This is a genomic window from Paenibacillus sp. RC84 (assembly GCF_041260495.1).
Classification (GTDB): Bacteria; Bacillota; Bacilli; order Paenibacillales; family NBRC-103111; genus Paenibacillus_F.
Genome location: NZ_JBGBYL010000004.1, coordinates 411,871 through 430,927, shown reverse-complemented (window position 1 = coordinate 430,927; position 19,057 = coordinate 411,871). Strand labels below are relative to the sequence as shown.

General features: G+C 53.1%; 20 protein-coding genes. 3 read left to right on the top strand and 17 right to left on the bottom strand.

The genetic code is table 11. The annotated features are described in order from the left end of the window. Positions 1 to 34 precede the first annotated feature (34 nt). From ABH899_RS12175 to ABH899_RS12100, 16 genes are all read right to left on the bottom strand, one after another. Entirely contained in the window at positions 35 to 853 is an 819-nt protein-coding gene (locus tag ABH899_RS12175) for a methyltransferase domain-containing protein (RefSeq protein WP_369996396.1), read from the bottom strand. Between the two features lie 32 nt (positions 854 to 885). Next, positions 886 to 2,646, bottom strand: coding sequence for a thiamine pyrophosphate-binding protein (locus ABH899_RS12170; protein WP_369996394.1), 1,761 nt, complete (start codon positions 2,644 to 2,646; stop codon positions 886 to 888). A gap of 62 nt (positions 2,647 to 2,708) precedes the next feature. Further along, on the bottom strand, positions 2,709 to 3,395 hold the full coding sequence (locus ABH899_RS12165) for an RraA family protein (RefSeq protein WP_369996393.1): 687 nt from the start codon (positions 3,393 to 3,395) through the stop codon (positions 2,709 to 2,711). A gap of 21 nt (positions 3,396 to 3,416) precedes the next feature. Beyond that, positions 3,417 to 4,598 (bottom strand): aminotransferase class III-fold pyridoxal phosphate-dependent enzyme, encoded by a 1,182-nt coding sequence (locus tag ABH899_RS12160; protein WP_009673740.1) that lies wholly within the window; start codon positions 4,596 to 4,598, stop codon positions 3,417 to 3,419. Between the two features lie 13 nt (positions 4,599 to 4,611). Further along, the gene (locus ABH899_RS12155) at positions 4,612 to 5,532 is read right to left on the bottom strand and encodes a 3-oxoacyl-ACP synthase (RefSeq protein WP_369996392.1); all 921 of its coding nucleotides are present in this window, start codon (positions 5,530 to 5,532) and stop codon (positions 4,612 to 4,614) included. A 34-nt stretch (positions 5,533 to 5,566) separates the two neighbouring features. Beyond that, positions 5,567 to 6,733 carry a cytochrome P450 gene (locus tag ABH899_RS12150; RefSeq protein WP_369996390.1) on the bottom strand — a complete coding sequence of 389 codons (1,167 nt, stop codon included), beginning with the start codon at positions 6,731 to 6,733 and terminating at the stop codon, positions 5,567 to 5,569. Between the two features lie 13 nt (positions 6,734 to 6,746). Beyond that, a complete protein-coding gene (locus ABH899_RS12145) occupies positions 6,747 to 7,007 on the bottom strand; it encodes an acyl carrier protein (RefSeq protein ID WP_009673659.1) in 261 nt (86 codons plus the stop codon). 14 nt (positions 7,008 to 7,021) lie between these two features. Next, positions 7,022 to 8,581, bottom strand: coding sequence for an amino acid adenylation domain-containing protein (locus tag ABH899_RS12140; protein ID WP_369996389.1), 1,560 nt, complete (start codon positions 8,579 to 8,581; stop codon positions 7,022 to 7,024). 256 nt (positions 8,582 to 8,837) lie between these two features. Continuing rightward, positions 8,838 to 9,458: a response regulator transcription factor gene (locus ABH899_RS12135; protein WP_009673854.1), complete on the bottom strand. Its 621-nt coding sequence runs from the start codon at positions 9,456 to 9,458 to the stop codon at positions 8,838 to 8,840. Positions 9,459 to 9,613: 155 nt separating this feature from the next. Beyond that, positions 9,614 to 10,465, bottom strand: a complete 852-nt coding sequence (locus tag ABH899_RS12130) for a 2-oxo acid dehydrogenase subunit E2 (RefSeq protein ID WP_369996388.1) — start codon at positions 10,463 to 10,465, stop codon at positions 9,614 to 9,616. Positions 10,466 to 10,858: 393 nt separating this feature from the next. Next, a complete protein-coding gene (locus tag ABH899_RS12125) occupies positions 10,859 to 11,392 on the bottom strand; it encodes a DoxX family membrane protein (RefSeq protein ID WP_369996386.1) in 534 nt (177 codons plus the stop codon). Between the two features lie 290 nt (positions 11,393 to 11,682). Then, on the bottom strand, positions 11,683 to 12,360 hold the full coding sequence (locus tag ABH899_RS12120; RefSeq protein ID WP_369996385.1) for a DUF4166 domain-containing protein: 678 nt from the start codon (positions 12,358 to 12,360) through the stop codon (positions 11,683 to 11,685). Then, entirely contained in the window at positions 12,333 to 13,289 is a 957-nt protein-coding gene (locus ABH899_RS12115; RefSeq protein WP_369996384.1) for a DoxX-like family protein, read from the bottom strand. Before ABH899_RS12115 ends, ABH899_RS12120 begins: the two co-directional genes overlap by 28 nt. A gap of 31 nt (positions 13,290 to 13,320) precedes the next feature. Continuing rightward, the gene (locus ABH899_RS12110; RefSeq protein WP_369996382.1) at positions 13,321 to 13,776 is read right to left on the bottom strand and encodes a thiol-disulfide oxidoreductase DCC family protein; all 456 of its coding nucleotides are present in this window, start codon (positions 13,774 to 13,776) and stop codon (positions 13,321 to 13,323) included. Positions 13,777 to 13,934: 158 nt separating this feature from the next. Then, complete coding sequence (locus ABH899_RS12105; RefSeq protein WP_369996381.1) at positions 13,935 to 14,573, bottom strand: response regulator; 639 nt, start codon at positions 14,571 to 14,573, stop codon at positions 13,935 to 13,937. Further along, positions 14,560 to 15,909: a sensor histidine kinase gene (locus ABH899_RS12100; protein WP_369996380.1), complete on the bottom strand. Its 1,350-nt coding sequence runs from the start codon at positions 15,907 to 15,909 to the stop codon at positions 14,560 to 14,562. The genes ABH899_RS12105 and ABH899_RS12100 overlap by 14 nt, the downstream gene beginning before the upstream one ends. Before the next feature lie 222 nt (positions 15,910 to 16,131). Between ABH899_RS12100 and ABH899_RS12095 the strand changes: the two genes are divergently transcribed. From ABH899_RS12095 to ABH899_RS12085, 3 genes are all read left to right on the top strand, one after another. Continuing rightward, the gene (locus ABH899_RS12095) at positions 16,132 to 16,569 is read left to right on the top strand and encodes a GreA/GreB family elongation factor (RefSeq protein WP_369996379.1); all 438 of its coding nucleotides are present in this window, start codon (positions 16,132 to 16,134) and stop codon (positions 16,567 to 16,569) included. An 86-nt stretch (positions 16,570 to 16,655) separates the two neighbouring features. After that, the gene (locus ABH899_RS12090) at positions 16,656 to 17,528 is read left to right on the top strand and encodes an S-layer homology domain-containing protein (RefSeq protein ID WP_369996377.1); all 873 of its coding nucleotides are present in this window, start codon (positions 16,656 to 16,658) and stop codon (positions 17,526 to 17,528) included. Positions 17,529 to 17,726: 198 nt separating this feature from the next. Then, positions 17,727 to 18,251 (top strand): GNAT family N-acetyltransferase, encoded by a 525-nt coding sequence (locus ABH899_RS12085; protein WP_369996376.1) that lies wholly within the window; start codon positions 17,727 to 17,729, stop codon positions 18,249 to 18,251. 296 nt (positions 18,252 to 18,547) lie between these two features. Here ABH899_RS12085 and ABH899_RS12080 read toward each other — a convergent pair whose 3' ends face one another. Then, a complete protein-coding gene (locus tag ABH899_RS12080; protein WP_369996375.1) occupies positions 18,548 to 18,961 on the bottom strand; it encodes a VOC family protein in 414 nt (137 codons plus the stop codon). Between the last annotated feature and the right edge of the window lie 96 nt (positions 18,962 to 19,057).

Here is a 19,057-nt window from a genome sequence, read left to right as displayed (position 1 = left end):
CTGCCAGGCAGCCCCCGGTCCGTTTCGGCTGGGACTATTCCGGCTTAACTCCCTCGACGGCAAGCATATACATCGTCTGAGAGACCGCTTCCGTCTCCACCCACTGCCGATACTCGGTTTCGGCGGCCGCCCGTTCCTGCTCGGACAAGTAACCGTCCGCAACCATCTGGACACCGCGGGTTGCCGCAACGTCCGCCCAGATTCCGGCTTGCTGGAGGAAGTTCCCGTCTTCACGCGTCACGGTTTCGTGCTGTTCGCTGCTCCGGATATCCACGAGCCCCAGGTCCGCGAAAACGCCGGGAAGCTCGTCGGCTATCCCGTTGCGCATTCCCGCATCGGAACGCCATTTCAGAAAGGCCGCATAGAAGGCCTTCATGCTTGGAGGCGGCTCCGGCTGCCAGCTGATCTTGTCGTGATTATAGTCCAGCACGATCACGCGGCCGCCCGGTTTTGCGGCTTCGATGAGCTGGCCGAGCGCCTGCCGGGGATCGGCCAGCCATTGAAGCACGCGGGCCGTCGTCACGATGTCGAATTCGCCCCTGTACGGCAAATAGTGGATGTCCGCCGTTTCGAAGGCAAGCGGCGCCTGCCCGCCGAAAGTTTCCCGGGCGTAAGAGATCAGTCCTTCGTTATTGTCGATTCCGACGACACGGCCTTCTTCACCGACCGCCTCCGCGATGCCTTTCGTAATGGCTCCAGTCCCGCAGCCGGCATCGAGTACCGACTGTCCCGGCTCGAGAAGCTCAGCCAGTCTCCGGTGCGAGGACCCCACCGTCCTTGCGTCGAACACGCTCCGCACACTCGCCGCGGAACCGTCCAGTCTGGCTCTGTTTTCCGTTATTCCACCGCTCATAAGCGCGTCTCCTTTCGTACGTACCCCGCTTTTTAATACCGGTTTTTCAGAAAATAACTGACGATTTCTTTCATATCCTCGGAAGACTTCCGGCTTGTCGTGAGCTTCCACGTTTTATACCTGGCGAGCTGTCTGAATTTAGGCGCGGATACGACCGAACCCACGATCTGGATGTCGAGAAGCAGCGGCCGCTCTTCATGAAGAAACGATTTCGCCGCCTCCTGAAGCTCCTCTACCGTTGTCACACGGATCGTATCGATCAGCATCGACTCGCCAAAGGCCACATAGTCAATCGGCTTATACGACGTTCCTACCACGTTGCCTTTGTAGTACGATTTCTGCGCGTTGTTGATGGACTCGAACTTCTCGTTGTTCAAGTTGAGCCAGAGCACCGGTATTTCGTGGGACGTGGCCGTCGCCATCTCCAGCGCCGTCTGGCGGAAGCCGCCGTCACCGAAGATCGAGACGACATACGAATCGGGTTTGGCGCATTTGGCGCCGATCGCGGCCGGAGGCGCATACCCGATAGCCGCACCGTTCAAGCCTTCGATATACGTGCCCGCGCCTTTCGAAAGCAAGTGGGTTTCGGTCCACGAGACCGGGTCCGTTACCCAGATCGTTTTGTCGAGCGGAAGCAGTTTTTGGAGCGTTTCGATGACTTGCACCGGATGCAGCTTGCCTTCGACGACGGAGACGTAAGACAAATCCTTCTCGCGGTCGGCATCGGCAAATTTGTGCTTGGACTGCCGCAGCGCCGCCGTCGCTTTCTCCCACGAAGCGTCCTCGAGCAGATCATACAGAGCAAGCAGGAAAGTTTCCGAATCCGCAGCAATGCCTATGCGCACCTTGTAGTTTTTGCCGATCTGCTTCGGGTCGATGTCGACCTGCACCAGCGGAACTTTATCGAAGATGGAGTCCCAACCCTGCGTCGTAAACTCGCTCATGGACACGCCGACCGCGATGACGAGATCCGCTTCCCGGTACAAATAATAATTGGCGGCCGATTTCCCGTGCAGCCCCGTACAGCCGAGCGCATGCGGATGATTCTCGCTGAGAATCCCCTTTCCTCTGAGCGTCGTGGCTACCGGAATCCCCAGGTCGGCAATCTGTTCGACGACTTCTTCGTTGTGGCTGTAGTTTGCGCCGGCTCCGAGCAGCAGCAAGGGCTTCTGCGATTCTTTCAGCAGATTTCCGAGCCGGCTCACTTCTTCTCCGGCCGCGTCAACGATTTCAGTCGGTTTCGGGAAGGCGAACGGCTCAAACCCTTCAAAATGTATTTCCGTGAACTGAACGTCAATCGGTATGCAAACATGTACGGGCCCTTTGCGACCCGACCACAGGTGCATCTCCGCTTCCTTCAATGTATCGAGCAGGTGGTCTGCAGACTCGATCAATTTGGAATACTTGGTCACGTTGGACATCAAAGCTTCCAGATCGAACGTGCGCCCCTCGCCGACGCACTCCTGGAGAGCGCCTTTCCCGTAAGTCGATATGGGAACCTGACCGGTCAGAAGTATAACGGGCTGCGAATCTGTGAAAGAGTTCACAATGCCGCTGAGCGCATTCGTGGCTCCTATCCCCGTCGTCGTGATGACGCAGGCGGGTGCTGCGCCGGCTTTGGCAAAACCGTCCGCCATCAGCGCCGCACCGTACTCGTGCTGAGAAAGCACAAACCGGATTTCCTTGCGCGAAATTTCGTCGATCATCGGAAGCACATAGCTTCCGGGGATTCCGAAGACCGTATGGATGCCCATCCGTTTTAACCAAAGCGCGACAATTTCTTTGATATACATCGTTTTATTCCCCTTCTTCTAACGGAAATGGAAGAATAACCGGACGGATGCGAAATCCCGCCCTAGACATCAAATTTCAGCGGTCCCTTGCCGGCGAGATAATCGTCCAGCCCCGTAAGGGAGGCCATGCTTTTGCCGCTTAAAATTTCTTTCTTCAATTCTTCTTCCCTCTGTTCGACATAAAGGGCTCCCTGAAGAACCGCGTTTAAATATTTGCGCTTAATGAGCAGCAGCCCGTCGTTATCTCCGAAAATCCAGTCCTGCGGCTCGATGACGATATCCCCGGCCTGAACCGTGTCCGGTACTTTCGTCGCAGGCTTAACCGCCGTTTTGGCCGATACGTAAGTGACTTCCGTAGAGAAGACGGGAAAGTCCAGCTTGTTGATATCGTCGATATCCCGGACGGCGCCGTTGATGACAAGACCGCCCAGCTTCCGGCGGATCGCTTCAAGGACGTAAATATCTCCCGCGAGCGCTTCGGAACGTTTGTTCACATTGTTCAAAAACAGGACGCTGCCCTGAGGTGCCTTGCTGAGCGCCTCCAGACCGGGCAGCATGTCGTTGTCCGTGTTGACCGTATACACAGGCCCGCACAGCTTAAGATGACGCGTCCGGTTCTGAAATGTCGTCGGAAACGGAACGGTATACTTCTGGGAAGCATCGTTAAGCTGAGCGCAGCCGATGTTGGCAAACTGGTGTCTGACCTGCTCGATCGTAGATAAGTCGATGCCCTTCTCTTCCGTAATCATGTTCAGCACACTCCTTCAGGGTTATAGGGTATGAACCGCGCCTGCGTGCGTCAGCACATCGGCAAGCTGTTTGATGGCGTACACCAGATTCGTCTTCTCAATCGTCAAAGGCGGGGCGAAACGGATTCGTTGTCCGGCAGGGCCGCCCGTGAAAATCAAAATTCCGCGTTCGAGGCACTGCTGGACGATGGACTTCCCGGAAACCCCTTCGACTTCGAAGGAGAGCGTCGGACCCGTCAGATGAACGTCCCGCAGCAGCGGAAGCTCGAATGGAAAATGCTCGCGGATCAGAGCCTCGATCTCGCCGCACAGCTCTTCGGGTCGGCTGGCGTCGATATATTCGGCGACCGCCATGGCCGCGAAGCAGCCCAGCGACGAAGTCTGGAACGTATGCGCGAGAAACAGCGAGCCCGGGATCGATTCCTTCAACGAGCCCCGGTATACGACGGCGGAGAACGGATACAGCCCGTTGGTCATCGACTTGCTGAACAAGTAAATGTCCGCTTCTATTCCGAGATGGCAGGACACGCTGAGGTGACCGTGACGGTAAAAGCCGCACTGGATCTCATCGGAAACGACGACTACACCATGCCGCCTGGCTTCGGCGGCCGTATCGGTCAGCCACTTCGCCGGGAGGGGGATGTAGCCGTTGGCTCCCTGCACCGGCTCATAGATAAAAGTCGAAATCGTCTCCCACGGAATATCCGTCTGCCCCGGCTCGATTTCGATGCAGTGCTTTTCAAGCTCGCCCAACAGGGACGTTTGCTGCAAGGCAAAATTTTTGTGCACACTCGTAACGGCAAGCGCATCAAGGCCCAGTCCGTGGAAGGAGCCTTTGAGATAGGCGATTTTGCCTTCTCTCACGCGCTGGCCGATGGAAAGTGCCGTAGATACGGCCATACTGCCGCCGACTTGAAACAGGAGCTCGTAGCCGGGAGCCTTGAGCTTGCCGAGAAGCCACTGTGCATACTGCTCCGCTTCTTTCGGGTAAAAGCAGGCGGCAATATCCGAGCGCAGCTCGCGGAACGGAGCGATATCCGGGTTGCAGTGACCGAAATTCACCGATGCGTAGGCGCTCATGCAGTCGATATAATGCTTCCGTCTTCCTTCGCGGTCTTCCAGGATCAGAAATTCGTTCTTGGAACCGGCCAGATAATAATCCGCACCATAAATTGACTTTTCATCAAAAACGCTCAACGTCATGGGCTCAGCTCCTTCAATTTTTAGTCAATAGCGTTCCCATCCACGAATGGGGAGCCGGAAAGAACGTCAGGATGGAATCTCCCCTGGAAATAATTCCAGCCGTCTTCATATCCAGAAGATTGATAAACACGTCTCCGGCCGGACAGTGAGCCGTTCTCGGGATGTTCAGGCTGAAAAATTTTTCGTACGGAATTTCCCAGTACACCGAAAGGTTTTTGGAAATCGTGAAATTAAAATTGTTCGTCACCACATGATGAATGCTCTCTTTCGGCAGGTTGTTCGCTTCGAGAACCCGCGAGATGACAAGACGGGAATTCGTAAGAAAACTGTCCTGCAGCCCTTTCTTCTCCTGGCCGTACATCAGCCGCCATGAAGAAGAATCTTGAAGCGTCTGAAAAGGAGTCATCGTAAACTGGGGATTCCGGCCCGTCACGATGCAGGAAACGGCTCCATCGCTGTGCAGGCCGATCACGCCGGGGATGATGCGCACGATAGGTCCGTAATCGAGGATTTTATCCGCGCTCACGAGCAGGACGTTCGTGCCGTTCGCTTCCGCAAACTGCCCCGCCAGTTGAAGAGCTGCCGCAACGCTTGCGCAGTACTGCATGAATACCCCGTAAAAAAACGCGCTGCCAAGTCCAAGCTCGTCTAGAAGCCGCCCGGCAAAATCCTCTTCGTGCAGCTCCTTGCAGTGATGATTGCCGGTAGCGAAGAAAACGGCGCCGACCGAACTTTTGTCCAATCCACTTTTTTCCAGAGTAGCCGTGGCCGTCTCCAGCGCGAGCTGGTACATGGTCTTATCGGACCCACAATATTGACGGACCCCGTTGATCCGGAATTTGGCTAAATTTTCTTTGGACGTATCCATCTCCGGGATCTCCGTCAAAGGTTTGTAATCGCCCAACACATAATGCACATGACTGATTCCGACCATAGCTAACCTCGTTTCTTCTCTATCGCATCCTGCTTTACGAAAAGGTAAGCAGAAGCTTCTGCGGTATACGGAAAGTTTGTCCTTGAATGACAGGACGCTCGTTTTGGGCAAGCTTTACTCCGCTGAACCGGTTGAACAACTGCAGGAACGTTTCCTCAAGCTCCAGCTTTGCCAGGTTAAACCCGAGGCAATTGTGGGAGCCCATCGAGAACGATAAATTCGCTTTTTCTTTGCGGGAAGGAATCCACTGGGCCGGATTATCGTACATCTCCTCATCCCGGTTGGCGCTGGCCAGAAGAAGGATAACAAACTTCCCTTTCGGGATGACAACCCCGTCCAGCTCATAATCTTTTTTGCATATCCGGGTCGTCGTATGAAGAGGAGGCTGCCAGCGCAGGCTTTCCTGAACAGCAGACTTCAGATACTCGCCATCCTCCATCACGCGCGCCAGCTCTTCCGGTTTGTCCAGCAGAATGGCCATGATATTGGCAATAGAGCAGGCCGTCGTCTCGGAACCGGCGGACAGCAGAAGCAGAATGTGGCGGTTCATATCTTCCTGAGTCCACTGCCCCTTCTCCACAGCCGCCCGGAAATGGGCGATCATGCCCCGGGAAGTTCCGCCACGCACGAAGTTCTCGATGTAAGCGTACAGTTCATCGCTCGCTTCCAGGGCGGCCTGAAAATGGCTTTTGGGATTATCCAGATGGAGAATAATCGGCCGCATCTTGTGATAGACCCACATGGCATCCTCCGCCGGCAGACCGATTGCTTCCATGATGATGGTCATCGGAATGGGAATCGCGACTTCTTGGATAAAATCGACCTCACGGCCGGAAGGAATTCCGTCCACAATCCGCTTAATGACCTGCCTGACGGCGTCTTCCATCCCTTTTTGCATCGCGCTGGGCTTGAACTGGTTGCTCATGATCGGGCGTCTTTCGCTGTGCTTCTTGCCGTCCATATCAATGATCGTGGAGCCGAACAGATGGCGGGTCGTCCGGAACGGATGCTCGACCGTAAAGTTTTCCGTATCGAGCAGGATCTGCTTGATATGTTTAAACTTGCTGAGGAAGTAGCACTGCTGTTTTTCCGACCAGTGAATCGGCTCCTCCTGTCTTAAAGCGGTATACAACGGCCAAGGATCCTGCCGGAACTCGGTGGACATATAATCAATGACGAGAGGAGTCGCTTCGCTTCTCATAAGATCACCATCCTCAATTGGAGGAAACCAGATGATCTTGGAAGAAGGTTTCGTAAATCGATTTCAGCGTATAAAACTTGCGGATATCATAATCTTCGATCACGATTTCGCGTCCGACCTGTTCCTCCAGAAACACAATCATATCCACCATCGACAAGGAGTCGATATAACCGTGCTCCAGCAGATTATCGTTCTCGTCGATCTGAAGGTCTTCCACCTGATTCGTTTTTTGAATGTGCTCCACAAATTTTGCATACACGTCTTCTTTAGTCACAATCCATCATCTCCTTAACGGGTTAGGGTTGGAATCTGCATTGCTTTAAGCGCCTTCCGGTCGACTTTGCCGTTTGTGTTGAGAGGGAATTCTTTGAGGAAGCTGAAACGCGAAGGAATCATGTAAGACGGCAGCATTTCCGCGCAGTAAGCCCGCAATTGCTGCTGTACGGTTTGAGTGTTTTCCTGATCGGTCAGGACCATAAAAGCGTGAAGCTCCGTTTTGTTCCCCTCGTGTACAATCAGGCATACGCCGTCGACCTTCGGATGTGAAAGAAGTCTTCTCTCCACCTCCTCCAATTCGACCCGGTAGCCCATGATTTTGACTTGGTTATCGGTCCGGCTGACATAATAAAATTCGCCGTTCTCGTCCATGTACGCCAGGTCGCCGGTTTTGAACACTTTCTCTCCCGTGCAGGGCGTTTCCGGATGAGGGACCAGCCGGCTGCTCGTCAATTCTTCCTCCAGCCAGTAGCCTGAGAACAGACAAGCTCCCCGCAGATAAATTTCACCGGTGATTCCCGGCTCGCGAATGATAGTGCCCGCTTCATCGACGAGCAGCATTTCGGTGTTGTGCATCCCCGAACCAACGGAGATCGATTCCGTGTCAGGGAGCGGAAGGGGTAAATCCTTAAACGAACACGCAATGGATTCCGATTGCCCGAAACAGTTAATAATCCGCTTCAAGCCGAGCAGAGACTGCAGTTTGCGAAGATCTCGCGCCGAGCAGTACTCGCCCCCGTAGAGGATCGAATGGAGATGAATATCTTCGACAGGCTGGCGCTCATGAGCGAGGACATTTTTCCAGATGGAAGGAACGCCGCTCATCAAGTCCACCCGCTGCTGATGCAGATGCTCCAGAAACCGTCTGGGCTGGAAAATAAGCGAACGGGGCACGATGACGAGGGTTCCTCCGGTGCCGAATGCCAGCCCCATATCCACGAGGCTGAAATCGAACTGCAGGGACGATACCGAACCGACCCGCGTGTTCTGCGGCAGGGCGCACTGGGCGTTCATCCCGTCGAAATAAGACACCACCGCCCGGTGCGTCATCATGATGCCTTTGGGCTGACCCGTCGTGCCCGAGGTAAAAATGAGATAAACGAGATTTGTATCCAGCAGTTTGGAATCGGTTGAAAGATCGTCCGCAGCTTGGCTTACTTCCGGCACAAGCAAATGGCCTTCATCGAGGTAGGCCTGCCCTGCTTCCGCTTGCGGCGAAAGCTTCCGGGAACGCCCTTTTTGAATATGCAGTCTGGCTCCCGTGCGCGTGAGGATAGATTCGAGCCGCTCCTGGGGAGTGTCGGGATTCAAGGGAATGAACACGAATCCCCGGATCGAGCATGCAATCATAACGGCAATCGCTTCCGCAGACGGATCGAGTTCGAGCACGACCCGGTCTCCGGTACGCAGACCGGCAATTTTCAGCCGTTCCGCATAATCACGGGATTTATCGGCCAGACGGGCGTACGTCCACTTCTCGGAATGGTGCACAATAGCTAAGGATTCCGGGGTTTTCTCGGCAAATTTCAAGAAATAATCATGCAAAAATTTAGGTTCGTCAGAGCGATACATACAGACCTCCACTTAGCGTCAAGTTCGTGTGCCTATTCATCAGCTGAACGAAGCGATGAGTTCTCGCATGGCTTTTTGCCGTTGTCCCGTCACATCCTTTGCGCATTTAGTCGGGGTGTTCAGAGGGATTGCTGTCCTTAAATTATCACTACCCCTACCGAAATTAAAATGTGGTCACCCACATAAAAAATGTGGTTTTGTTCCCATCAAAAAAGGCTCCCTGCACCGGATAGAGCCCGGCGGGGAACCTTTTTGCTCACTTCATTTGCATAATTTTCTTTACGGCGCCTCTACGCGAAGACACTTCCAGCTTGTCGTAGATTTTGGTCAGCCGGCTCTCTACTGTCCGTATGGTCACGTTCAGTTCCTTTGCCATCTGGGCGTTGGTATACTCGAGAGCAATCAGCTCCAGCGTCTGGATTTCCACTTCCGTGAATACCGACGAGATATGATTTAACAGATGATAGAATGAATACGGCAGGAAGAAATGCCCGTCCAGCGTGCACTCGATCACTTGAGCCACCTGTTCCGGTTTCGTATCCATATTTAAGATATTGTTGACTCCCGCTTCCATAAGCGTATGGAAAAACAGGACGTAATTGTATTCGGACAGTACGATGATCCGCAGATCCGCGTAGGTTTTTTTCATTTTCTTGATCCATAAAATATCACAATGCGGGGAGTCACTCATAAGCATAACGACAACGAACGGTTCGGGCAGCACGCCCAAGTGAGTAAAAGACGCCGATTTCATTCCCGTGTCGATTCCGGCAATCTGAAACTGATCGGACTGGCTGAGATAGTCCGCAATCGCGGGATTTTTCCCGGAACTGTTATCCACAATGAAGACATGAATTGGCTTGTTTTTCTCTCTCATCACACATTCTCCGTTTTTGATTCTTATTTTTAAACCGTTCCATCCTCTTGTTCTGCATCCGTCTTAGGACATAGCGGATCAACTCCTTGTCTTGTGGAGTATCGTGAACGGCTTGACCCGGAGTGTAGTGAGCATACGGATAGGAAGCCGGAGCTTCAATAGATTTGGTTCTCCGGATGGAAAGCCTCCAGATTTTCCTTGACTCTCTGCAGGAATTGGCCGGTCACACGGCCTTCGAGGATCCGGTTATCACTGGAGAGACAGAGATTTGCCATGGATCGGACGGCAATCATCTCGTCGACGACCCGGGGTCTTTTTACAATCGATTCGATCGTCAGAATAGCTGCCTGGGGGTAATTGATAGTCGGAGAGGAAAGAATGGAGCCGAATGCGCCCGTGTTGTTGATCGTGAACGTTCCGTCCTGCATATCGTCCAGAGTGAGGCGGCCCGTCCGTGCTTTCTGCGTAAGGCTTGCGATTTCCAGTGCGATCCCCGAGACGCTTTTCTGGTCCGCGAATTTGATAACGGGGGCAAGGACGGAATCTTCCGTCCCGATAAGCAGGGAAATGTGGACATTTCGCTTCATGATGATTTTATCGACGGCCCACACGGAGTTCATCACCGGATAATCCTTGATGGCCGATACGACCGCTTGAATAAAAAAAGCCAGATAAGTTAAATTAACGCCTTCCCGGCGCATAAAGTCATCTTTAAGCTTCGTCCGGAGCTTTACCAGATCCGTTACATCCGTCTCAATCGAAGTCAAGGCGTGGGGAATTTCCCGGACGCTTTGCAGCGTGCGCATGGCTATCGTATGACGGACGGGCGTGACTTTGATAAAATCCTCCGCCTCGCCGACTGTCTCCGCTTCCGTTTGACCAAACGGGGTAGGAGGATTGTCCGACAGATGGATGCCGGTGCTTCTAACGTGAACAGGCTTTTCTTTCGGTTCCGTATGGCTCGTCTCGCCTTTCTCCATATGCTCCCGCTCCTTTTCCAAACTCATAACCGGGACAGCCGCCTTTCTTTTGTATAATCTGCATACCTATACTTCCATTAATGGTCATGAATGCCTTTTATTGTTTAGAAATTGTACCCCACACGTTTACAGCCTGTCAATTGATTCGCAAGCATCCACAAAGTCTCCTTATATCCGACAAAAACCGCCAAATATCTTTCAATAAAAGAAAACATCTAGCTAGGCAGCGATTAAATTGGATACAACTGGTAATTCCAAGAATATATGATACAATATAGGAATAAGTATTAAATAAGTCCTATTCTTGTTACGGGACGCACATTCTAAGGTGGGCCAACCCGATCCCGAACAGAAAAAAAAGCCCTGCCGCTAAGGCAAGGCTAATAGACCCGTTTGTAAACTTGCGTAAAGCGTAGAGATTCAACCGTGTTCAAAAGCCGGCTTGTTATCCTTGTCGAAAACAACCGCTTTTCTCTTCCGGCCCGCCTTAGAAGCTAAATACGGAAGCAGGTAATAATCAAGGCCTAATCTTCCTGCGTTTGCCCCTGCGGCAGCCACGAAAAACCCGAGCAGGATCATCCACGGATTCGAGCTCACCGTTCCCGCAAACATATACATAAAGTTCATCAGCAATCCGAACGTGGCCGCTACGGCCGTCAGACCGCCGAGTATCAGACCGAGACCGACCAGCAATTCACCCCAGGGAACCAAGATGTTAAACGCTTTAACGCCCGGCAGCGCCACATTTTCCAGAAAAGCCTGGTAGGTCGGATACACAAGCTCATTAGTCGCCTTGTCCATCACCGGCTTCGCGATGGCGCCCTTCATAAAACCGCTTGCATCGAAACCTCCCGTAAGCTTGCCCCATCCCGCACTTGCCCACTTCCACCCAACATACAGACGAAGCAACAACAGCAAACCCGAAGCGTAAGCATTGGTTCTTAACCAATTCATCAAAATGATCATCTCCTTTTGGTATGGCTCTGCATGAACATGTCAGAGCTGTGATTTGGCGAAAATCTCCTTCCAATAGATCCAAACTGGATATAGATACCCTCCTTTCCATGTAATGGTAAAAGATGCCTTAATTGTACTTGATTTTTAAAACGCTATCAATTTATTTTTTGCCATTAAATAATGGACTATTTTGACGCTTACATGGAATGTGAAGCACAAATCCCGCCAATTCAGGCCGAAATAAAAAAAGCCCCGTATTAGCGGGGGTAAATTTAATGTAAATGCCCTCACTCCCGAAGCTCTTCCCGCAGAGGTTTTACATGATCGGGAATATCGGTCATTCTGCAAGGCACCAGCTGCGCCCGGAACGTTCCTTGATAGCCAAAGACCGGACCGAAGACGGGATTACTCACATTTACGGAAATTTTATAAGCGTCTTCGGCGTCATCGAACCACTCGCATACTTCGGCTGTCCCCGTCAAACCTGCGGGAAAAGGAAACTGGAGCCAGCCTTCATAAAACCGCTGATCTCCCGACCGGATGCGGATACCGCCGTTGGGAGCCGCCGCAAGTTCAAGATCTACAGCGAGATGCTGCTTGTTCCCCAAGTAATCGACTATTCGCCGGCGCCGGCTGCTGTAAATCATCGTGGCGTCGAAATGCCGGACCCTGGACCTGAACGCGAAGTGCCGGTTCCAGGTTACCGTCTCCCGGCCGTAGCCGTCCCGGTAGGCGAAATTTTCGATAGTGAAAGGAATTTCGGTGCCGCTCTCCGGAAACATGATGTGCCGTGAAGTGCCGATCAGCAGCGGGAGGGCCGTCCACTTGCTGGCCCAGATGCGGTGCATCACGCCTTCGCCAACGGAAGCAACGCCGTCCCCGCTGCTGAAGCCGAACCGCTCCCGGATGCGGGGATGCAGCCTGCCGAATTCCTCTCCTAGCGCCTGCTCGTATATGGATGCCATTTTAGTTCCCCTTCCTTGTGATTGGCGCGCGGCTTGCGCAAGCATCTTCCGGCTTGCGGCAGTTCCCGCCTCGACCAGAACGCCAGCAGGCACAAGCCGGCCATCGCTCCGCTGAGGGTCAGCGGATTAAACGGCGCCTGCAGCAGCTGAGGGCTCCGGGCGAGGGCGATTGCAGGCAGCACCAGCAGCAGCGCCGCCTGCAGGATGTACACGCCCGCCTGTCTATGTGCCGCCGCCGCAAGCAGGCCGATGCCGATCTCGCCCGCGCCCAGCAGGGCGAGTACAGGCTTTTCGCCTCCGGGGAACCACCCGGCCGCCTGCAGGATGGCCAGCTCGCCTCCCCCGGGGAAGAGCAGCTTCGGCACCAGCCCCTGGTACACCCACAGCAGTGCGAGTAGTCCCGCACTGACATAGTGCATCAGGGCGCGCTGGATGCTGACCGAAGGCGGAATGCCTTTTTCCAGCCAGATGCGGAGCATGTCAAAGCTCCAAGCGGTCGCATAGCCGAAAAGCGGGCGGAACAAGAACCGGTCGAGCCAGCGCCCCGCCGCTCCGAAGCGTGTATCGTACGTATAGCGCGTCGCAAACGTCACACCGCCGCCTTTGGGCGAATACTTCCAGTATCCGCTCCCGCTGCGGATCAGCGAGATCCGCTGGGGGGAGCCAAACTTCAAGCCCGATATGCGTTCCCCGGTCAGCAGGTTCATTTTGGTTTTCGTTTCACCCGTTCCCGCGATATTCATTCCAAAGCCGATTCTTGTCCGGTAATGAAACCGCTGGGGCTCTCTATCCCCGCTTCGGGGCAGGTAGGCGATCTCCGTAAAACGCAGATCCCACTGCTGATGCAGTTCCGGAGTCTGAGTCGCTTTCCACAGCGTTTCCATGTCCGTCTGAATGTCGAGCTCCACATAGATCGGTTTTGCCGCCATTCTTTACTCCTCCTCCGCATCCGGACGCTCTTCAGATTCCAGTCCCGTCCGTTTCCCGCTCTTCGTCGATAAATCTCTTCCGGATGTCCGAATCGGGGAGAAGGCAGTTCTCCCTCCGTCCGAACCACCTGTAACGGCCCCGGGCAATCCAAGCGTAAACCCGGTCTCTTACCGAAACGGGTACGATTGCGGCCAGGCTCAGAACCGGCCAGAACCCCGGCATGCAGCGGAACACGCGCAGAGCCGCCGCGGACTTCGTGTAAGCCCGGCCGTTCTGGATCAGCACGAACGTATCCGGGTCGCCGGCCGCCAGCCCCTGCGTCTTCAGAAGGCGTCTGCCTAGCTCCGACTGGATGGCGGCGAACCGAAACCGCCGCGAGGGGTCCCTGCGGATTACGAACCGGGTGATCCCGTGACACAAGATGCAGGATCCGTCGATCAAGAGGATGACGGAATCCTTCTGACAGGCCTTTTGTCGTCTCCCCATAATTCCGCTCCCCGGCAGCTGTTTTCTATCTTCGCCGTCTTAACGCCAGTATAGGGCAGAATGGCGCTTTTGCTCAGTTCTAACTTATTTAGAACGCAGCAAAAAGAGGTTCTACAAATCATAGAACCTCTTACCTGCCGTCCCGTCTGTTGATGAGCTCAATCCGGCTGTTTATCTCGCGAAATCCCCCGTCGCCGCACTTTTTCCACGGCTTCTTTGCTGCTTTTGACTCCCAACTTTTTAAGCATTTTGTTCACCTGGTTTTTCAGAGTGCTCTCCGCCTTCACGAGCTTTTTCTCGATCTGGGACTGCGTGTAGCCTTCTTCGATCAGCTCGTATACTTCCCGTTCTGCGGCCGTCAGCTTCTTCAACTGCTCCTCCCTTTTCAACCGGGAAAATTCCCTCAGAAGAGCGTCCATGGCGGCGGGATGGCGATAGGCGCTGCGTATGGCGTGCGGCACTTCACGGAACCTCGTTTTTTCAATATAATTGACGGCCCCCGCGGTAAAAGCTTCCGTCATCACATGTTCGTCCGACATGGAAGTCAGCATAATGATTTTGACCGGGCGAAGTTCCAGTATTTCCACGGCCGTATAGATGCCGTCAAGTCCGCGGTCGGTCAGCTGAATGTCCATCAGAACCACGTCAAAATCAAGTTTCGCCGCCATACTGACCGCCTCATCGGGATGAACGGCCGCTCCGACGACGAGAAGATCGTCTTCCTTATTTAAATAGGAAGTCATCGCTTTGATCCAATCCGGATCATCCTCCACCAGCAAGACTTTAATGAGTTCCATCGGGCTTCTCTCCGTTTAGTTGAACAATTTTGTTGCGCGGAAAATAAAGACGCACGCACGTTCCGGCTCCCGGTTTGCTAGAAATCTCCACCGAGCCTCCGGATTTCTGCATCACGTTATACACGTACGACAAACCGAGTCCGTAATTGACCGCTTTTTTCTTAGTCGTATAAAACGGCTCAAATACGCGCGACAGCCGGTCGGAAGGAATTCCGCCGCCCGTATCGGCCACGCTCAGCACCGCGCCATAACGGGCCGATGCCAGCGTCACGGTAAGCGTCCCGCCGTCCGGCATCGCTTCGGCCGCATTGCCGAGCAAATTGCCGATGACCTCCGTCAGATGCACGGGATCGAACCGGACAACCGGACGCCAGTCCAAGACGGTTCTGACCGTAATCCCCTGCCGCGCAAATAACTGTCCGTGCCGGCGGACAACTTCCATAACCAGATCGTCGAAGGGGACCGGCCGTTCCTTAAGCGCAATCTCCTTCGTCCGGTTATGAATGCGGCCTACCATATCGAGCATGTGTTCGGAGGCGGCTGCGATAATCCGCAGATGTTCCTTCGTTTCTTCGTCCTTCTCGTCCAGGCCTTCCTGCAAATTCACCGTGCTGAGCGCTATTTTACCCAGCTCGTTTTTGATCGAATGGTTGAGCAGCGTCGTACCGGATGTGACCGCCTGCATGGTCGTATCGAGCGAATCCCTTTCAAAACGGAGTCGGATGCCCAATACGCCGTATACAAAAACGCAGAGCAGCGCCACCGCGAACGAATACATCATAAAGACGGAAACATAGCTGAAAAAGTCGAATTCCGGCGAGAACACCCGCGCCACGTTAATAAACAGCAGTACGCCAAGCAGTGTGGGAACGATGATCAGCGTCGTGATGAGCCGGTTTCTTTTGCGGACGGGATTCCCTTCTCTCCGGAGAGAAAGGACGAGCAGCGAACAGGCGCCCAGATAATAAGGAGCCGTCCATAAAAGCAGCGGGCCGTAATGGATGGCAAACGCATCCCGCGAGACCGTGTAGATCAGCATGACCGGAACGGGCAGAAGCAGCAGTCCTTTGGCCGCCCGCCGGGCCCGAGGTCTGTTTTCCAATACGCCCGAGTACACGAGACTAAAGACAAGCACCCCGTAAGGCGTCAGGGTATGATTGATAAATTCCGATGCGTGAGCGAGTTCCGTAAAGCCTTGCTGCTTGAGCAAGCCGGTCAAGCCGCCTATGGAAGCGCTGAAAAGAAAAAACGCCGCCCACCGGTTCGTCTCTTTATGAAGGTGCGGAATCAGAACAATTAGCGATGCCAGCGAGAGAGCCAGAAAATAATAAAGCATACGATCACCTTTATGGAAGCAGTTATGTTTATCCTACCATATTCCTCCAAGGAAATCCGATCACCGATAGCTTTTACGGAAAATTCTGATAGTATAGAAGGAAGGGCTCCTACCGGGAGTCTTATTTTTACATAAGGAGGCATACCCCTATGACGACAAACTGGAAAGAAAGGCTGACCGGCATTACCGGCGCGGATTTGGGGATGGAAGGAGGAATCTACTATGAACCTTAGTCTGACAGGTTCCCGGCATCAGCTCATCAACCAGCTCGTCTATTTCGACGAGGAACTGCATCAGTTTCTGGAGCTCTATTTCCCTTCCCCGACGAAATCGCGAACCTATACCGAAGAGCGGCTTCTGGAGTATTCCGAAGCTCTCACCGATCTGATCAGCGAATTCAGCGAGGAGCTTCTGCATTCCAAGGTGCTTATTGGCAGCAAGGTACAGATTCGCTACTTGGATGATAACCAGTCGGATACGTATTCGATCGTTTTCCCTTCCAAAACGGACCCTTCCAGCAACCGGATTTCTTTCTTATCCCCTATCGGAAGCCATCTCCTGCTGGGGACGCGGGAACAGACGTTTACGATCCAGACACCGTCCGGCGAATACAGTGTGCTGATTGAAGATATCCGGTATATGAACGCCGGAGACGTTTAACCGGTATACGATTCGTATCGACGGTTTGAAAACAAGCAACCTTCTAGAAATTTTTTCCGTCAGGAAGGTTGAGGTGAACTAAAACGATGAAAACTAAAAAGAACATGATTGCAGCGCTGACTCTAGGATGTTCCCTGCTGGCTGCTTCTTCCGCTTCTGCGTTCTCCGACGTTCAGGGAGCGGATGCCGCCGTTATCGCGTCTTTGCAGAGCAAAGGAGTGATTCAGGGCGTGTCGGAGGACGAATTTGCGCCTCAAGGCAAACTGACGTCCGTGCAGGGCGTACATTTGATCGTCAAGGCACTCCAGTTAAAGGCAGCGGACGGAGCTTTGTCTAACCCGAACGCGCCCTGGTATGCCGAATCGCTTGAAATCGCCGCAAAAAACGGACTTCCCGTCGGACTCGCGGCAGACCCGTCGGCCGAGCTGACCCGGGAACAGTTCGCACAACTTCTGTATAAGGGAATCCAGGCGACCGGGGATTATCCGTTGATCAAAATGTATATTCAGTTCGCGGACGAAGATCAGATGACCCCGTCGTATCAAGGCAGCATTCAGAACCTGCTGCTTATGAAGGTCGCGGCGCTCGACGATAAAAGCTTGTTCCATCCGCAGGACCGCATTACCCGGATCGAAGCGGCGGGCATGATCGCCAAAGCGATTGATTTTACCGACCGCCACAAGGAACAGACGGACAATCAAGCAAATGAGGAAGTAAGCTTTACGATCGAGAAGGTAAACGCGGATATCAACAAAATCGTACTCACCCGCAGAGAGCAGCCCAGTCCCGGATACGGGCTTTCGATTACGAAAATCGAGATGAACGACAGTGGTCAAGCGAAAATCCATTATAAGCTGACTTCTCCAGAACCGGGTAAAATGTATCCCCAAGTCCTATGGACATCGAAAACGGAAACCTATCTTTCGAGCAAATATAAAGTGGAAATCCAAGCGAATTGACAAACAGGCGCCGCCTCCGGTTACGGAGAGCGGCGCTTTTTTTGTCGTTTGCATATCGATTCGATGCGAGCGGATAAACCCTCGGCTGCCCTATATGGCAAGCGTTAATTATACGGCTTGAAAATAAATAACGCTTGAAAAACAAGAACATTTGTTCTAATATAGAAATATTAGTAAATAACGGAGGGAACGCTAACGATGCACACACCCCATTCCGGCCAACCGGAGAGCTTTGAAATTTCTGTCCGTCCCTGGTCCGAAAATGACCTTACTCTGCTCAAGCGGATGAATACGGCAGAAATGTGGGCCCATCTTGGAGGCCCTGAATCGGAAGAAGCTTTAGCTTCCAGGCATCAAAGATACATGAAAGCCGTACCGGGCAAGGTTCGCATGTTTACGATTCTTTTCGGAGACGAAGCTGTGGGCAACGTAGGCTACTGGGCGCAGCACTGGAGAGACCAGGACGTTTTTGAAGTGGGTTGGGGCGTACTGCCGGAGTTTCAGGGGCACGGTATTGCCATGACTGCAACTTCGGCTATGCTGGACATCCTACGAGACGATGTGCCCGGCGCGGTCGTTTATGCGTTTCCCGGTGTGTCCAACTCCCCCTCGAACGCCATTTGCAGGAAGCTCGGATTCTCTCTCGCGGGAGAAACGGAAGTGGAGTTCCCCAAAGGCTCTTGGATGAAGTCTAACGAATGGAGACTTCAATTTCCCGGATAGCCAGGAGAACTTACTGTGTAAATTTGCTTCCTTTTCTTTTTTTGAAGAACGGCCGTGATCCATTCCCGCGTATAAAGCGTCGTACATCCCTTGTGTACACGCCGCGTGTCCACTCTTCCTATCCTCTCTCCGATTTTTTCCATACCTACTTCTGTAAACCCCGAATAATGGATTCCTATTTCACATAAACATCGGTTCATGGATTCCATTTGGTATCTCGGGGCTCCTCTGATTTCCACTTCGATTTAATGAAGCAGCTCCGTAATCTGCGGCTCTTCCAAGGCTTTTTTTCTTTCTTAGCTTTCGGTCAACTGCAGCTGCCAAGTGACTCCGTAACGGTCGCTAATCCAGCCGAACATTTTACTGAACGGATAAGAAGCCAAAGGCATTAATATCTGTCCTCCCCGGGACAACTCTTCGTACACCCGCTGAATTTCTTCCTCCGTCTCAAAAAACGAATGCAGCGAAATAGCGGGGGTAAACGTCCAGTCGTGTTTCACACTGCTGTCTACGCACATGAAGGCTTGTCCGTTTAAGGAAAACGACGCATGCATGACGCTTCCTTCCTCGCCGTGTTCACCAGGACCATACCGCGTAATCCGGATGATTTCGGAGTTTTCGAATACCGATGTATACAGATTCATAGCTTCCTCCGCCTGCCCTGTAAAGGTCAGGAAAGGTGTTACCGCTGACGGCTTGACTTGATTCATTCCAACCACTCCTTCGGATAGTTATTATACAGCTTCATTCCATCTTCATTTGATTGACTATGCGGATAAGTATAAAGAGACGCGTTTCAAAGTGCA

Excerpts from the sequence above, each read along its gene's own strand:
- ABH899_RS12175 (WP_369996396.1), bottom strand. The coding sequence starts at position 853 with ATGAGCGGTGGAATAACGGAAAACAGAGCCAGACTGGACGGTTCCGCG.
- ABH899_RS12170 (WP_369996394.1), bottom strand. The coding sequence starts at position 2,646 with ATGTATATCAAAGAAATTGTCGCGCTTTGGTTAAAACGGATGGGCATC.
- ABH899_RS12165 (WP_369996393.1), bottom strand. The coding sequence starts at position 3,395 with ATGATTACGGAAGAGAAGGGCATCGACTTATCTACGATCGAGCAGGTC.
- ABH899_RS12160 (WP_009673740.1), bottom strand. The coding sequence starts at position 4,598 with ATGACGTTGAGCGTTTTTGATGAAAAGTCAATTTATGGTGCGGATTAT.
- ABH899_RS12155 (WP_369996392.1), bottom strand. The coding sequence starts at position 5,532 with ATGGTCGGAATCAGTCATGTGCATTATGTGTTGGGCGATTACAAACCT.
- ABH899_RS12150 (WP_369996390.1), bottom strand. The coding sequence starts at position 6,733 with ATGAGAAGCGAAGCGACTCCTCTCGTCATTGATTATATGTCCACCGAG.
- ABH899_RS12140 (WP_369996389.1), bottom strand. The coding sequence starts at position 8,581 with ATGTATCGCTCTGACGAACCTAAATTTTTGCATGATTATTTCTTGAAA.
- ABH899_RS12135 (WP_009673854.1), bottom strand. The coding sequence starts at position 9,458 with ATGAGAGAGAAAAACAAGCCAATTCATGTCTTCATTGTGGATAACAGT.
- ABH899_RS12130 (WP_369996388.1), bottom strand. The coding sequence starts at position 10,465 with ATGAGTTTGGAAAAGGAGCGGGAGCATATGGAGAAAGGCGAGACGAGC.
- ABH899_RS12125 (WP_369996386.1), bottom strand. The coding sequence starts at position 11,392 with ATGAATTGGTTAAGAACCAATGCTTACGCTTCGGGTTTGCTGTTGTTG.
- ABH899_RS12120 (WP_369996385.1), bottom strand. The coding sequence starts at position 12,360 with ATGGCATCCATATACGAGCAGGCGCTAGGAGAGGAATTCGGCAGGCTG.
- ABH899_RS12115 (WP_369996384.1), bottom strand. The coding sequence starts at position 13,289 with ATGGCGGCAAAACCGATCTATGTGGAGCTCGACATTCAGACGGACATG.
- ABH899_RS12110 (WP_369996382.1), bottom strand. The coding sequence starts at position 13,776 with ATGGGGAGACGACAAAAGGCCTGTCAGAAGGATTCCGTCATCCTCTTG.
- ABH899_RS12105 (WP_369996381.1), bottom strand. The coding sequence starts at position 14,573 with ATGGAACTCATTAAAGTCTTGCTGGTGGAGGATGATCCGGATTGGATC.
- ABH899_RS12100 (WP_369996380.1), bottom strand. The coding sequence starts at position 15,909 with ATGCTTTATTATTTTCTGGCTCTCTCGCTGGCATCGCTAATTGTTCTG.
- ABH899_RS12095 (WP_369996379.1), top strand. The coding sequence starts at position 16,132 with ATGAACCTTAGTCTGACAGGTTCCCGGCATCAGCTCATCAACCAGCTC.
- ABH899_RS12090 (WP_369996377.1), top strand. The coding sequence starts at position 16,656 with ATGAAAACTAAAAAGAACATGATTGCAGCGCTGACTCTAGGATGTTCC.
- ABH899_RS12085 (WP_369996376.1), top strand. The coding sequence starts at position 17,727 with ATGCACACACCCCATTCCGGCCAACCGGAGAGCTTTGAAATTTCTGTC.
- ABH899_RS12080 (WP_369996375.1), bottom strand. The coding sequence starts at position 18,961 with ATGAATCAAGTCAAGCCGTCAGCGGTAACACCTTTCCTGACCTTTACA.